Raw genomic sequence first — 14,893 nt, 5'->3', positions numbered from 1 at the left:
TAAATGGACGAAACCATCATCCCCTACGAGCTGCCCGAAGCAGAAGACCACTCCTTCTTCTTTGTGGACGTACAGATAGCCCCCCGCCTGGAGGCCAAGCTGCACCAGCATGATGCTTGGGAACTGTACTGTGTGATGCAGGGACACGGCAACCGGCTGACGGGAGATGCCTTGCAGCCTTTCGCGGCGGGAGACGTGGTGCTGATACCGCCGTCCATGCTCCACAGGTGGGAGTATGAACCTTCATCGGCCGACCATAGCGGCTGCATCCGTTACCTGATGGTCGCTTTCAGTCATTCTCTGGTAGCAAGGTGCATGGAGACGTTTCCCGAACTGCGCAATCGACTGGCGGGACCGGCCTTTCCCACAGATGCGCTGAAGTTCGGCCAAGAGAGTTCCCGCATCCTCCGCCAAACGCTGTCGCGGATGAACGGGATGGACGACTTGGGACGCTTGTGCGAGATGCTACGCCTGCTGCCCGTCATCTTCACCTCGCGCGACCACACTTCCGCAGGCAGCCCCGTGAGCATAGAACGCAATGTGAGGCGTATGCAGCAAATCTGCACCTACGTGATGACACACTATGTACACCCCATTCTGCTGGACGACATTGCAGCGGAGGTGGGCATGAACCGTTCCGCCTTCTGTACGTATTTCAAGCGCAGCAAAGGCATGACCTTCTCGCAGTTCGTCACCCAATACCGCCTGAACACAGCCTGCGAACTATTGAAACATTCGCAGAGGCAAGTATCGGAAATATGCTTCACGGTGGGCTTCAACGACCTGCCCCACTTCGTGCGGGTATTCACGACTGCGATGGGAGTATCGCCCTCCAAATACCGGAAGCAGCATCAGGCGGAGCTTATCCAGCCCATCCCCCCAATACAGTGAGCCCCTCACGTTCCTAAACAGAGGCCGGTTCCGTACACGATGGAACCGGCTTCTCTATGCGATGGAAAGCACTTCACTCGTATAGGGAAGCGAGTTCCACCCAGGCGGGAAAAGGTGGAACCGATAAACCGCTTACAGCAAACAAGATACAAGTTCGGGGCTCTGTCTGCGAAACTAAATGATAAAGAAACACTACGGTGCTCTATATCGGGCGGAAAAGATTGGCCGAGGTAAGGCCATTCATCAAATTCTGCACTTCATACCACTCATCCTGCACTTCATCGGCAGGCAGTTGCCTTGCGGCTTCGTCCGGACTATCTTTGCCAGAAATAAAAATGAACGGTTTATGAAAACAGTTTTCGTTTCTTCTATTGTAGTATTAGCATGTGCAGCATCTTCGGTTTGCTGCCACGCACAAGGGTATGTCAGCTATGATTACATCTCTGCCAGCACTCTCAAAGACAAGTCGGGCAATGAATGGGGTTCGGGAAGCATGCAAATCATGTCGGGGAGCTATAATATTCCGATTTCCGTGAAACACAATGACAAAGGAGAAGTACAAGCCTGGAGCGTCAGTCTTTACGGCGCTTACGGCATTCTCGACAATCAAGGACAGGCAAGGGAGCTGAATCCTGACAGACTATTCAATGGAAGTCTGAATGTATCCCATATCAGGCCGATATCGAAGAAATGGAGTATCATCGCTTCGATAGGAGGCGGCATTTATGCACCCACCCATGAAATTGCTTTCCGCAGCATCTTGGTCAACGGGGGCATCATATTTGTGCATAAACTGAACAAGAACCTGGATTTGGGAATTGGAGCCGGACTTACCAACTCCTACGGCATCCCGATGGTACTGCCCATGCTCTACCTGAAATGGATGAAGACCGGACGATATGAGTTCACGATAAACATGTCCAACGGGCTGAAAGTAGCGGCATCAACATGGCTGAGCAAAAAGATAAAGATAGAGTTGGCGGCCATAGAGATGGATGGGATGTCGGCCGTAACAAAGGTTGAAGGGAAGTCGAAGATTTACTCCACCGTCATGATAAAATCATCCATCAGCCCTTCATACCAAATCACTCCGAAAGCCAGCATCTATGCAGGGATAGGAGGCAATTGGGCAAGAGGGGTAAGTATATCCGACCGCAGCATAAAAGGATTTGCCAACAACTTTAAAGAGAATAACGGCAACCGTGAATTCGGCGTTTCCCTGCGAGTCACCACCGGTATCCGATACCGCTTCTAAGTATGAACCAAATATTTATGCCCGGGAGCTTACGTAATCATACAATATATCGTATTTTTGATGGAAAAAAGAAACACTGCGTAGGCTTATGATAAAATATCTATTGATAGAAGATGAGCGCTTGGCTTATGAAGAGATAAAACGGATGATGCAACAACTGCGCCCGGACTATCAGTTGGCAGGTTGGGCGGAAAGTGTGGAACAAGCCGTCTTGCTCCTCAAACAAGGTGCGCCGGATTTAATGCTCGTCGATATACGCCTGTCGGACGGCCTCAGCTTTGAGATATTCGAGCAAGTCGCCATCGACACCCCCGTTATCTTCACCACGGCTTACGATGAATACGCCCTCAAAGCATTCAAGGTAAACGGCATAGATTATCTGCTGAAGCCCATCGAAGAGAGTGATTTGGAAACCGCACTATGCAAATTCGAGCGACACAATTCATTGCGTACCGTCACTCCCGAATTCAAGCGGTTGGAACATGAATACCTTGCAGCAAACAAGAAAAACCGCTTTCTGGTACAGATAGGAGATGTGTTTCAATATGTAGAAACGGCAGACATCGCCTTCTTCTACAGTGAAGAGAAATACACCTATCTGCATCTGTTCTCAAACAAAAGATACATCATCAATTATTCATTGGACCAGTTGGAACAGATGACAGACCACAGTCTGTTTTTCCGTGCTTCGAGAAACTGCATTACCAATATCAAAGCCATCAAAAAGAGTTCCAGATACTTCGGCAGCCGGTTGAAGCTATACTTGCATCCGGAATGCCCGCATGAAATCTTAGTCAGCCGCAGCCGTGCAGGTGACTTTCTGAAGTGGATAGACGGAACCGTATAATCAACCAACGAACATCATGGAACGAAAAAAGCACATACTTTTCTTTCTCTACGGCATAGTAATCATTTCCCTTTCTCTGATTACCTTCGGCTGCGCTTACAATATAGTCAGCGGGAAGTCACTGCAAGAGAACTTCACGTACCAATTTCTGCTGAACCTCCCAATAGGCATCGCTATCGGCCTGCTCGACTTCGGAGTTATCAACGTGATGTACAAAAAACACCGGATAAAGAACAACGCACTTCAGATTCTACTTGATTGGACGGTGACTACCCTCTTGTGTATTCTGATTTCATTTTCACTCAACTACCTTATATCAGGCACTGCTCATTCCATCGGGCATATCTTAAAATACTCGTTGCTCATAATACCCTGGAATCTGACCATCGTCCTGCTGATAGAGATATTCTTCTATAGCTTGAGACAAACAGAGATAGAAAAGGAAAGAGCCTTGTATCAGTTCCAGATGTTGAAAAACCAGATAAATCCCCATTTCCTGTTCAACAGCCTTAATGTATTGGCCTCACTCGCTTATCAGGATGCGGCAAAGACCAATTTATTCACCAAAAAGCTATCCAACGTCTATCGCTATTTACTCTCTACCCATGAACGGCAAACCGTCACCCTGAAAGAAGAGCTTCAATTCGTTGACTCCTATTTATATTTAGAGCAAATACGCTTCGGAGAAACACTACAGGTCATCATTGAGGACGATGGACAAAACCGGAACAAAGCCGTCATTCCCGCAAGTCTTCAAATGCTTGTGGAGAATGCGCTCAAGCATAATGTCAGTAGTTCCAAGTCTCCACTGATTATCCATATCACAATCAGCAATAATGGAGTCATGGTTTCCAATAAATTGCAATTACGGAATTGTGTAGCCAAAAACGGAATGGGATTGTGTAATCTGAAGAAACAATATTCTCTATACAACAAAGAAGTATCTATCGCAATCACCGAAACCTACTTTATAGTCAAGATACCTTTCATTGAATAAAAGCACAAATACACAATACCGGTTACGGCAGTGCAAAATAAGCGAACTTATTTTGCACTGCTTCCATTTTGCACTATCTTTGCACAATCAATTGATAATAAACATACCCATCTCATGAGTAACCAACGATACATGATGCGCGGTGTCAGTGCATCGAAAGAAGATGTGCACAACGCCATCAAGAACATAGATAAAGGAATTTTCCCGCAGGCTTTCTGCAAAATCATCCCCGACATCCTGGGCGGAGACCCGGAGTATTGCAACATTATGCACGCCGACGGTGCAGGCACGAAGTCCTCATTGGCTTATATGTATTGGAAAGAAACAGGTGATCTTTCTGTTTGGAAAGGCATTGCACAAGATGCACTGATTATGAATATCGACGACCTGCTCTGCGTAGGTGCAGTAGATAATATCCTGGTTTCTTCTACCATCGGACGCAACAAACTCCTCATTCCGGGAGAAGTAATCTCCGCCATCATCAACGGTACGGACGAATTGCTCGCCGAGCTCCGCGAAATGGGTGTAGGAGTATATGCTACAGGCGGTGAAACTGCCGATGTAGGCGATTTGGTACGTACCATCATCGTGGACAGTACCGTGACTTGCCGCATGAAGCGCAGCGATGTCATCAACAATGCCAACATCCGTCCGGGCGATGTGATTGTGGGTCTTGCCTCCTATGGACAGGCCACCTACGAGAAAGAATATAACGGCGGCATGGGCAGTAACGGACTGACCAGCGCCCGTCATGATGTATTCTCCAAATATCTGGCAGAGAAATATCCCGAAAGTTATGACAAGGCAGTGCCCGAAGAATTAGTTTACTCCGGTGGTCTGAAGCTGACGGACAAGGTGGAAGGCAGCCCGATAGACGCAGGCAAACTGGTACTCTCCGCTACCCGCACCTATGCGCCGGTAGTAAAGAAACTGCTTGATGCACTTCGCTCTGAAATTCACGGCATGGTGCATTGTTCCGGTGGTGCACAGACAAAAGTGCTGCACTTTATAGGTGACAATTGCCGCGTGATTAAGGACAATCTGTTCCCTGTTCCTCCTTTGTTCAAAACGATTAAAGAGCAGAGCAATACGGACTGGGCAGAGATGTACAAGGTATTCAACATGGGGCATCGTCTGGAAGTATATCTCTCTCCCGAACATGCTGAGGAAGTGATTGCTATCTCAAAGAGCTTCGGCATCGATGCGCAGATTGTAGGGCGTATTGAGGAGAGCGACAAGAAGGAGTTGATTATCAAGAGCGAGTTCGGAGAATTCAAATACTAAACGGACACATGAAAAGAGAATATAAAGGATGTCTGGTAAGTATTGCCATCGTAGTGATTTTTGTAGGCATACAGTGCATCGGTATCTGGACTGACATTCCTTTCCTTAAACACATCAGTTACATATGTTGTGGTTCGACGTGTGCATACGTAGGCGGTATTTATTTCAGTTCTTCACCGGAGAATCCCAATAAGCAATGGTCACGAAAAACCTGGATACTGATTGCCATTGTCACCCTTGTAGTGGCAGCAGCGCTGTCGTGGCTGTTAGACGGAAAATTGTGGTAATCCATTGACTTGTCCTGTAATAGCTTTACAAAAAGAACAAACTAAATATGGAAACGAAGAAGAATTACAGTAAAGCATTACGTAACGAAATGTTAGTTGAAGGCGACTATAAAGGAGGCACACGGAAGGTTTCGGCACGCAAACTTCTACAAGAGTTATATAACGAAACGATAACACTATAAGAATCAAATGGCAGAAAATAACACCATACTTAGGATGCTGAAAGGCATCGGGCTGCTCCTATTGCTTATCGTGGCGGGCGTCGTCCTCGGTATCTGCTCTGATAAGATGGAGTGGAGCTTTCTCAGGAGCTTCGCCATCATTGCTCCGGCAGCTTGCGCCCCGCATGTCTTTAGCCGTTATTTCGGCGAGGAGCCATCGGAGCGAAAACCAATCACTCTCAAACACCTTGCCTTAGGCATCTTGCTGGTAACAACTCTGTTATGGGTGCTGGAGAAGTATGTCTTTTGAATTTAAGATGAAGGTTCTTCCGTCATGCTGAGTGTGTAAGATAATGAATAAGGGATACGCATCCCGTTAATCTATAATTGACAATGGAACAGAATAAAAAAGGAATCTGCCTGCCCGCCAACATTGTGGTATTGGTTGCGCTTGCCGTTCTCGTCTGCATAGGAGATCTTGCTTTCGGGCTGGCAGAGTATTGCCAAGCAGAAGAGCTGCACATCGACCGCATCGTCCTGCGCAGTTTAGGCATCTTGGGCTGGGGAACTGTGGAGTGGTATCTGGCAGATGGATTATGGGAATACTATAAGAAGAAGAGGGAAACAAATCTATAACAAAGAAATCTCTGAAATAAAGACGAATCAAATGGCAGAAAATAACACCATACTTGAAAAATTAGAAGGGCTCGTGGCCCGCTTCGAAGAAGTATCCACGCTGATTACAGACCCGGCAGTGATTGCCGACCAGAAGCGTTACGTCAAGCTCACCAAAGAATACAAAGAACTGGGCGACCTGATGAACGCCCGCAAAGAATACATGCAGGTATTAAACGGCATTGAGGAAGCGAAGGAAATCATTACCAACGAGGCCGACCCGGAGATGCGCGACATGGCACGCGAGGAGCTTGACCTCTGCCAAGCACGCCAGCCGGAACTGGAAGAACAGATAAAACTGTTACTCGTTCCTACCGACCCACAAGACAGCCGCAATGCCATCTTGGAGATACGCGGCGGCACAGGCGGCGACGAAGCAGCCATCTTTGCCGGAGACCTCTTCCGCATGTACAGCAAATTCTGCGACATTAAGGGATGGAAGCTCGAAGTTTCGAGTGCCAACGAAGGTGCTGCAGGCGGTTTCAAGGAAATCATCTGCTCGGTGACGGGCGACGGCGTATATGGCACAATGAAATACGAATCGGGCGTACACCGCGTGCAGCGTGTGCCTGCCACCGAAACGCAGGGGCGCGTGCACACCTCCGCAGCCAGCGTGGCCGTGCTGCCCGAAGCCGAAGAGTTTGACGTGGTCATCAACGAAGGCGAGATAAAGTGGGACACCTTCCGAAGCGGCGGAGCAGGCGGACAGAACGTGAACAAGGTGGAATCGGGCGTGCGCCTGCGCTACAACTGGAAGAATCCCAACACGGGCGTAGTCGAAGAAATCCTTATCGAGTGTACCGAGACGCGCGACCAGCCCAAGAACAAGGAGCGCGCCCTCAGCCGCCTGCGTACCTTTATCTACGACAAGGAGCACCAGAAGTACATCGACGACATCGCCTCCAAGCGTAAGACAATGGTCTCCACCGGCGACCGTTCTGCAAAGATACGTACCTACAACTATCCGCAGGGACGCATCACCGACCACCGCATCAACTACACCATCTACAACCTTGCCGCCTTCATGGACGGCGACATCCAGGACTGCATCGACCACCTGATTGTTGCGGAAAATGCGGAACGGCTGAAAGATAGCGAACTGTAAGAACCAACAGATATAACAGTTCTCAAAGATGAATACATTACAGATAAAACAAATTCTGATTACTGCCATTGAAGCGTTTCAGACGTGCTTGAAGCGGTTTCCCGCCACTGTGGGCTTTATCTTTGCCCTTACGGTCTATCTCATTGTCCTTACGGCCAATGATTGGAAAGGAGAAGACCGCTTGCTATGGGCAACCGGCTACTATCTGTCGGTAAGCGTCCTGCTTTCCCTCACCCTACACCTGTGGAGCGAAGAAACAAAAAGCCGTCTGTGGAAGGCAGGCATACAACTCACGGCGCATGCACTGCTCATGGCAGATGCCATATTTCTCTACCGCAGCCTGGAGACAAGCAGTTCTTTCCTCGAAATAGGCATAGCCCATGCAGCAGCCATCCTTGCATTGGGACTCTCCACATTCTTCCTTTCGTTTCTGAAAGAAAAGAACGATGTGGCAAGCTGGAATTTTACCTTAAACCTTGTGGCCTCATTCATCGTCACGCAGATAGTGAGCCTCATCTTATGCGGCGGCATCTGCCTGCTGCTGTTCTCGCTACACCAGCTTTTCGATGTACATATCAGCGGAAAGTGCTATGCCTATATTTATTACTTGTGCAGTGTACTGCTTGCCCCTCTGCTGTTCCTCGGCTTGTTGCCGCGGGGAGGACAGAAGCACAACCGGTTGCCGCAATCCTCAGGATTCCTGAACGGCATACTCCGTTACTTGTTCCTGCCGCTTACGGCAGGTTATCTTGTGGTGCTCTACACTTATGCCACCCGCATCCTTATCCGCTGGGAACTGCCCACAGGATGGGTGTCCTGGCTGGTGGTGGCACTGATGGCAGTGAGCATAGGCATTGAATTCGGACTCTACCCAGCCCGCTTCAAGGAGAACAAACGCTTTGACCAATGGACGGCACGTTGGTTGCCGATACTGGTACTGCCCTTGTTGCTACTGATGACGGCAGGCATTGCCCGCCGCTTCAACGACTACGGCATCACCATCAACCGCCTCTATCTGGCCACCCTGAATGGCTGGTTCTACATCGTCTGCATCGGTCTGTTCATCACCCGGGCACGGCGCATCAACTGGATTCCCATCTCATTCGCCATCCTCTTCCTGCTGACGTCCGTACTGCCGGTGAACTATACCAACATCACCCGCCGCTACATGCAACAATGCCTGGAAGAAGAAATACAGGCCACCTGCAAGGAGGAACTTCCCATGACCGAGGCCTACTACCAAGAATGGCTGCGTACGCTGCCCCGCAAGAAAGCTGTGGAGATAAACGACAGATGCATGTATATGAGCAGATGGTTCAGTAAAAAAAGTATGGCCAAATGGTTCGAAGAAGACGTATCTTTCTATTATGAGTTCTCCCATAATGGAAATGTAATGGAGGCAGACACAACAGCCACAGCAGACAACAACATATCCAGTCAGGATTCCATACAGGCATTGGGCAATGATGTGCCCGAAACCGCGGGCATTATCACAATACCGAAAGGCTATACAAAATTCACCCGCATGACCGGCAACGCCGTTTCCGTAAGCAAAGAGGAATATGCAGCCGGCGTAATACCTGTGGAATTGTATGTAATGGGCATCAGATACGATGAAATCTACTTTGATCTAAAAACGCTTGGCGCACTGAGCAGACAATACATAATGAAACCTGCCTCCTTCCGATGCAAGTCAGAAAAATGCGTATTCATACTTACCTCTTTCCGTTTATACTACGATATGGAGATAAAGCTGGACTACGAGGGGTATCTATTCAGGAAATAAACCTATATTAAAAATATTACAGATATGAACAAGCAAGAATTATTTGAAAACATAAAGCGCAAGAAGTCATTCCTCTGTGTAGGTCTGGACACCGACATCAAGAAAATTCCCGACCATCTGCTGGACGATCCCGATCCCATCTTCGCTTTCAACAAAGCCATCATCGACGCCACGGCAGATCTCTGCATCGCCTACAAGCCGAACCTGGCTTTCTACGAAAGCATGGGCGTGAAAGGCTGGATTGCCTTCGAGAAGACCGTGAAGTATATCAAGGAAAATTATCCCGACCAGTTTATCATTGCCGACGCCAAGCGCGGCGACATAGGAAACACTTCAGCCATGTATGCCCGCAGTTTCTTCGAGGAGCTGAACATCGACGCTGTCACCGTGGCCCCCTACATGGGCGAAGACAGCGTGACACCGTTCCTCACCTACAAAAGTCATTGGGTGATTCTGCTTGCCCTGACCAGCAACAAAGGCTCACACGACTTCCAGATGACCATGGACGAAGACGATGAACGCCTCTACGAGAAAGTGCTCCGCAAATCCCAGAAGTGGGCAGACGACAATCAGATGATGTACGTGGTGGGCGCCACCCAGGGCCGTGCCTTTGAGGATATCCGCAAGATTGTGCCCGAACACTTCCTGCTGGTTCCCGGCATAGGTGCGCAGGGCGGCTCGCTGGAAGAAGTGTGCAAGTACGGTATGACGAAAACGTGTGGACTGATTGTGAACTCCAGCCGTGGCATTATCTATGTGGACAAGACGGAGAACTTTGCCACCGCCAGCCGCAAGGCCGCACAAGAGGTGCAGGCACAGATGGCAGAACAACTGAAAACCATTCTCTGACGGAAATCTCAACTTCAATAATCACACAGGCGGAATGCGGCTGCATGAATCACATCATACAACCGGCGTTCTGCCTGTCTGTTTTATCGGCATTCAAAGGGTACTCAAACAACATTCGAGTAACGTTCAATCAGTGAAGCAAGCACTTGTATGATATATCTGACGAAACTATCAGCGAATAAAAAGTCAAAATATTTTGTATTGTCACCAAACAATCATTATTTTTGCCACAAAAAATGTGACAAGAGGATTATCGCAGACCGTACAATCTTCTTAAACAAATCTACTACACCATGGCCGACAAAACGAATCTGTATAACCTTCCGGTTCTTGACGAAAACATCAAGAATATCATACCCGCCATTTTGGACTTAACTCCCATTGGCGTGGGACTGTTCAGCGAAAAAGGCGACATCGTATATTGCAACAAAAAGTTGGAAGAAAACATCCGCTTGTGCAACCGCAATGCAGTATGCAATATAAAAGACAGCCTCGACATCCCGCAAGACGTACGTCATGCACTCTCCCATGGAGAAGCGTGCCTCTCTGTGATGTACTTCGACATAAAAGGCAACGTGCTGCCACAGTGGGAAAAAGGATGCACCTCCATCCAAGTGTCCTACTCCTATCTCACCGCCCAGGCAGACAACAAGAACTACTTCCTCATTCTCTCCAAAGTCATCAGCGAGGAAGAAGACAACAGAAACCTGCTGATAGAGTCCACCCGCATCCGGCAAGAGCAAATGCAGAAACTCGAAGAGGCAAACAAGACCTTGCACAATGCCATCAAACAAAACAAGTTGATACTGGACAACATAAACTCCAGTCTGATATATCTGAAACCGGACTACACAGTGGTGTGGAAAAACTCCTTGGGCATTTATGGCGACCAAAAAGACAAAATGTATCGTATAGGCACGCATTGCTATGAACACTTCGGCAAGAACGAGCCATGTGATATCTGCCCCGTAAAGAAAGCGCACGAAGACCACCTGCCCAAGTTCCGTACTTTCTTCGATCCCTCCGGGCTGTCGCTCGACGTGAACGTAGTCCCCATAGTAGGAGAGGACAACACCATAGAAGGCTATCTGATGCGCCTTGACGACGTGAGCAACCGCGAGAAAATGATTAAAGAACTGCGTGAAGCCAAACAGACGGCCGAAGCGAGCGAACGGGCAAAAATGGCTTTTCTGGCAAACATGAGCCACGAAGTGCGCACCCCTCTGAATGCCATTGTGGGGTTTGTGGAGTTGCTGAACAGCGAAGCCGCTACTGGAATGGGACAGGTTGAACGCGACGAATATGTAAATATCATCAAGTCGAATGTTGAACTTCTCACGACACTGGTCAATGACATACTGGATCACTCGCGATTGGCCGGCGGCTACTATATGCCCGCCATCAGCGAGGTGGATGTAGAAGCGCTTTGCCGAAATGTGCTTGAAACCGTCAGAGAACGTGTACCGGCAGGCGTAGAGTTACTGCTTGACATTGCAGAAGACGCTAAATGCCTGAAAGCGCAGACCGATGCGCAACGCGTGCAGCAACTCCTGATCAATTTCCTCACCAATGCCTGCAAATATACCGCAAAGGGAAGCATCACACTCGGCCTGCGCAAAGAGACAGCCATGGGCGGCATACTGCTACATTTCCAAGTCACCGACACCGGCGTAGGTATTCCTAAGGAGAAAGGAAAGGTTATCTTTGAGCGCTTTGAAAAGCTGAATGACTTTAAGCAAGGCACGGGATTAGGGCTGAGCATCTGCCGCCTGATAGCCGACGTGCTTCACGGAAATGTGTATCTTGACGAGCACTATACAAGCGGCGCCCGGTTTGTGTTCGAACTTCCACTGGACTACAAAGAATAAAAAGAGAGAATCTGCATTATAAGGCATACGCCATAATCTGTAATTCAGGTAATAATATCAGTAATTCATATATCGCCACCAGGCTTTTTTTCCGTACTTTTGTCCCTGAGGCAAAATTAAAGCAGAAAGACAGACAGCATAGGATATTGGATATATATAAACAGATAAGCTTATAAGCACGTACATGGAATACAGAAGATTAGGAAACACCGAACTCTCGGTCAGTGCCGTAGCATTGGGATGCGAGGGTTTCATCGGAAAGACGGAAGAAGAAACAAAGACTCTGATGGACTTCGCCATCGGCAATGGCATCAATTTCATAGACATATATTCCTCCAATCCGGACCTGCGTGCCTGCCTCGGAAAAGCATTGGCCGGGCAGAGACAACAGTTCATCATACAAGGACATCTGTGCAGCACTTGGGAAAACGGGCAATACCTGCGCACAAGAGACATTGACAAAACAAAAGCGGGCTTCGATGAACAGCTCAGACTATTGCAGACCGACTATCTGGATATCGGCATGATACATTACGTGGATGACGAGAAAGATTTCCATCGTGTATTCGACGGACCTATAATGCAACTTGCCCTACACCTGAAAGCGGAAGGCAAGATACACCACATCGGCATGAGCAGCCACAATCCACAGGTAGCCATGCTGGCAGTGAACAGCGGCATCATAGATGTGCTGATGTTCTCCATCAATCCTTGCTATGACCTGCAACCGGCCAGCGAAAACGTGGAAGACCTCTGGGCGGACGAAAACTATGCGCACAAGCTACACAACATAGACCCGGTACGCGAAAAGCTCTACGAACAGTGCGAGCAGAAGGGCGTAGGCATCGACGTGATGAAGGTATATGGAGGAGGCGACCTGCTGAGCGCCGCCAACTCTCCCTTCAAACGTGCCATGACACCCGTGCAATGTATGGAATATGCCCTGACACGTCCGGGAGTAGCTGCCGTCATGGTGGGCTGCCGCAACCGTGAAGAGGTGCAGATGGCTACGGACTGGTGCACCTCCACCCGAGAAGAGAAGGACTACACCACAGCCATGCAGGGGATGGATCGCTTCTCGTGGCAAGGCCATTGCATGTATTGCGGGCACTGCGCCCCCTGCACCGCGGGTATCGACATAGCTGCCGTCAACAAATTCTACAACCTGACCGTGGCAGAGGGCTTTGTGCCCGAAACCGTGAGAGAGCACTACAAACTGCTGCCCCACCATGCCTCCGAATGCATCAAGTGCGGCAAGTGTGAGAAGAACTGCCCGTTTGGGGTGAATATTCGGGCACAAATGGAAAAGGCGGAAAAAAGATTCGGGTACTAAGCAAATTCATTCAAATCAAATAAATAACAAAACTATGATGTTACGTAAAATCAGACTGACACTTGCCGTCTTGTTTTTCATCTGCACCACCCTGCTGTTTCTGGACTTCACCGGAAGCGTGCACAGATGGTTGGGATGGATGGCTAAAATCCAGTTCCTGCCCGCCCTGCTGGCTGTGAACGTGGGAGTAGTCTTGCTGCTTGTCGCAATGACACTGGTGTTCGGGCGTATCTATTGCTCGGTCATCTGTCCGTTGGGCGTGTTTCAGGACATTGTATCGTGGATTTCAGGAAAGAGGAAGAAGAACCGCTTCCGCTACTCCAAAGCTTTGAACCGGTTGCGCTACGGAGTACTGACCGTCTTTGTGGTGGCAATGATAGCCGGAGTGGGATCCTTTGCGGCTCTGCTGGCTCCATACAGTTCATACGGGCGCATGGCGGCCAATCTGTTTGCACCTGTCTATCAATGGGGCAACAACCTGCTGGCTTATCTGGCCGAGCGTGCGGACAGCTATGCCTTCTACACGGTGGATGTCTGGATAAAGAGTGTGCCTACCCTCGCCGTGGCTGCGGTGACGTTCGCGGCAGTCATCATTTTGGCTTGGCGCGGAGGACGTACCTATTGCAACACCGTTTGCCCGGTGGGCACTGTCTTGGGATTCCTCGCCAAATATTCTTGGCTGAAACCGGTGATAGATACTTCCAAATGCAACGGTTGCGGCCTCTGCGCACGCAACTGCAAGGCGTCGTGCATCAATCCGAAAGAACATGCGATAGATTACAGCCGTTGCGTAGCCTGCATGGATTGCATCAACAAGTGCCGCCAGGGAGCCATCCGCTACATCCATCCGACAAAATTGCAAACTGCGGAGAACGCACAGCCTGGCGCAAATGACACCAAGGCCTCGCAAGACCAGGTGAGCAACGCCCGCCGGAGTTTCCTGACTTCCACAGCCCTGCTCGCCACCATTTCGGTAGTAAAGGCACAGGAGAAGAAGGTGGATGGAGGACTGGCCGTCATTCAGGATAAGAAGATTCCCAAACGCGGCACACCCCTCACCCCTCCCGGATCGCTAAGCGCACACAACATGGCACAGCATTGCACCGCCTGCCAGCTTTGCGTATCGGCCTGCCCCAATCAGGTGCTCCGCCCGTCCACCGACCTGCTGAAACTGATGCAGCCGGAAATGTCCTACGAACGCGGATATTGCCGTCCCGAATGCACCCATTGTTCCGATGTATGTCCGGCAGGAGCCATCCGCCCCATCACGAAAGCCGACAAGTCGGCCATCCAGATCGGGCATGCCGTATGGATAAAGAAGAACTGCATCCCGCTGACCGACGGAGTGGAATGCGGCAACTGCGCGCGCCATTGCCCCACGGGAGCCATCCAGATGGTTCCGTCCGATCCTGCCGCCGAGAATTCGCCTAAGATTCCGGCGGTAAACACCGAACGCTGCATAGGCTGCGGAGCTTGCGAGAATCTCTGCCCCGCCCGCCCGTTCAGTGCCATTTATGTGGAAGGGCACGAAGTACATAGAACCGTTTAAAACGAA

At 49.5% G+C, this 14,893-nt stretch carries 14 protein-coding genes; all 14 read left to right on the top strand.

The genetic code is table 11. The annotated features are described in order from the left end of the window. The first annotated feature begins 3 nt into the window (after positions 1-3). The 14 genes from BACHE_RS07055 (at position 4) to BACHE_RS06990 (ending at position 14,887) form a co-directional block, all read left to right on the top strand. On the top strand, positions 4-891 hold the full coding sequence (locus tag BACHE_RS07055) for an AraC family transcriptional regulator (protein ID WP_013547007.1): 888 nt from the start codon (positions 4-6) through the stop codon (positions 889-891). Between the two features lie 178 nt (positions 892-1,069). After that, complete coding sequence (locus BACHE_RS07050) at positions 1,070-2,146, top strand: DUF6268 family outer membrane beta-barrel protein (protein WP_245530920.1); 1,077 nt, start codon at positions 1,070-1,072, stop codon at positions 2,144-2,146. 88 nt (positions 2,147-2,234) lie between these two features. Beyond that, a complete protein-coding gene (locus BACHE_RS07045; RefSeq protein WP_013547005.1) occupies positions 2,235-2,993 on the top strand; it encodes a LytR/AlgR family response regulator transcription factor in 759 nt (252 codons plus the stop codon). Between the two features lie 16 nt (positions 2,994-3,009). Continuing rightward, positions 3,010-3,990, top strand: a complete 981-nt coding sequence (locus tag BACHE_RS07040) for a sensor histidine kinase (RefSeq protein WP_013547004.1) — start codon at positions 3,010-3,012, stop codon at positions 3,988-3,990. A gap of 114 nt (positions 3,991-4,104) precedes the next feature. Further along, the gene (locus tag BACHE_RS07035; protein WP_013547003.1) at positions 4,105-5,274 is read left to right on the top strand and encodes an AIR synthase-related protein; all 1,170 of its coding nucleotides are present in this window, start codon (positions 4,105-4,107) and stop codon (positions 5,272-5,274) included. An 8-nt stretch (positions 5,275-5,282) separates the two neighbouring features. Next, positions 5,283-5,561: a hypothetical protein gene (locus tag BACHE_RS07030; RefSeq protein ID WP_013547002.1), complete on the top strand. Its 279-nt coding sequence runs from the start codon at positions 5,283-5,285 to the stop codon at positions 5,559-5,561. 189 nt (positions 5,562-5,750) lie between these two features. Further along, a complete protein-coding gene (locus BACHE_RS07025; RefSeq protein ID WP_013547000.1) occupies positions 5,751-6,032 on the top strand; it encodes a hypothetical protein in 282 nt (93 codons plus the stop codon). Between the two features lie 83 nt (positions 6,033-6,115). Next, positions 6,116-6,358, top strand: coding sequence for a hypothetical protein (locus BACHE_RS07020; protein ID WP_013546999.1), 243 nt, complete (start codon positions 6,116-6,118; stop codon positions 6,356-6,358). A 31-nt stretch (positions 6,359-6,389) separates the two neighbouring features. Next, positions 6,390-7,502, top strand: coding sequence for a peptide chain release factor 1 (gene prfA, locus BACHE_RS07015; RefSeq protein WP_013546998.1), 1,113 nt, complete (start codon positions 6,390-6,392; stop codon positions 7,500-7,502). Between the two features lie 28 nt (positions 7,503-7,530). After that, entirely contained in the window at positions 7,531-9,288 is a 1,758-nt protein-coding gene (locus tag BACHE_RS07010) for a DUF4153 domain-containing protein (protein ID WP_013546997.1), read from the top strand. Between the two features lie 24 nt (positions 9,289-9,312). Beyond that, positions 9,313-10,137 carry an orotidine-5'-phosphate decarboxylase gene (gene pyrF, locus BACHE_RS07005; RefSeq protein WP_013546996.1) on the top strand — a complete coding sequence of 275 codons (825 nt, stop codon included), beginning with the start codon at positions 9,313-9,315 and terminating at the stop codon, positions 10,135-10,137. 293 nt (positions 10,138-10,430) lie between these two features. After that, positions 10,431-12,005: a sensor histidine kinase gene (locus tag BACHE_RS07000; protein ID WP_013546995.1), complete on the top strand. Its 1,575-nt coding sequence runs from the start codon at positions 10,431-10,433 to the stop codon at positions 12,003-12,005. A 184-nt stretch (positions 12,006-12,189) separates the two neighbouring features. Then, a complete protein-coding gene (locus tag BACHE_RS06995) occupies positions 12,190-13,338 on the top strand; it encodes an aldo/keto reductase (protein WP_013546994.1) in 1,149 nt (382 codons plus the stop codon). A 37-nt stretch (positions 13,339-13,375) separates the two neighbouring features. After that, positions 13,376-14,887: a 4Fe-4S binding protein gene (locus tag BACHE_RS06990; protein ID WP_041579722.1), complete on the top strand. Its 1,512-nt coding sequence runs from the start codon at positions 13,376-13,378 to the stop codon at positions 14,885-14,887. The last annotated feature ends 6 nt before the right edge of the window (positions 14,888-14,893 follow it).

Origin of the sequence: Bacteroides helcogenes P 36-108 (genome assembly GCF_000186225.1) — a bacterium.
Taxonomy (GTDB): Bacteria; Bacteroidota; Bacteroidia; order Bacteroidales; family Bacteroidaceae; genus Bacteroides; species Bacteroides helcogenes.
The sequence above is the reverse complement of the archived record's forward strand: the minus strand, read 5'-3'. Positions and strand labels throughout refer to the sequence as shown.

Coding starts and splice junctions, on each gene's coding strand:
- BACHE_RS07055 (WP_013547007.1), top strand. CDS start 4: ATGGACGAAACCATCATCCCCTACGAGCTGCCCGAAGCAGAAGACCAC.
- BACHE_RS07050 (WP_245530920.1), top strand. CDS start 1,070: ATGATAAAGAAACACTACGGTGCTCTATATCGGGCGGAAAAGATTGGC.
- BACHE_RS07045 (WP_013547005.1), top strand. CDS start 2,235: ATGATAAAATATCTATTGATAGAAGATGAGCGCTTGGCTTATGAAGAG.
- BACHE_RS07040 (WP_013547004.1), top strand. CDS start 3,010: ATGGAACGAAAAAAGCACATACTTTTCTTTCTCTACGGCATAGTAATC.
- BACHE_RS07035 (WP_013547003.1), top strand. CDS start 4,105: ATGAGTAACCAACGATACATGATGCGCGGTGTCAGTGCATCGAAAGAA.
- BACHE_RS07030 (WP_013547002.1), top strand. CDS start 5,283: ATGAAAAGAGAATATAAAGGATGTCTGGTAAGTATTGCCATCGTAGTG.
- BACHE_RS07025 (WP_013547000.1), top strand. CDS start 5,751: ATGGCAGAAAATAACACCATACTTAGGATGCTGAAAGGCATCGGGCTG.
- BACHE_RS07020 (WP_013546999.1), top strand. CDS start 6,116: ATGGAACAGAATAAAAAAGGAATCTGCCTGCCCGCCAACATTGTGGTA.
- prfA (WP_013546998.1), top strand. CDS start 6,390: ATGGCAGAAAATAACACCATACTTGAAAAATTAGAAGGGCTCGTGGCC.
- BACHE_RS07010 (WP_013546997.1), top strand. CDS start 7,531: ATGAATACATTACAGATAAAACAAATTCTGATTACTGCCATTGAAGCG.
- pyrF (WP_013546996.1), top strand. CDS start 9,313: ATGAACAAGCAAGAATTATTTGAAAACATAAAGCGCAAGAAGTCATTC.
- BACHE_RS07000 (WP_013546995.1), top strand. CDS start 10,431: ATGGCCGACAAAACGAATCTGTATAACCTTCCGGTTCTTGACGAAAAC.
- BACHE_RS06995 (WP_013546994.1), top strand. CDS start 12,190: ATGGAATACAGAAGATTAGGAAACACCGAACTCTCGGTCAGTGCCGTA.
- BACHE_RS06990 (WP_041579722.1), top strand. CDS start 13,376: ATGTTACGTAAAATCAGACTGACACTTGCCGTCTTGTTTTTCATCTGC.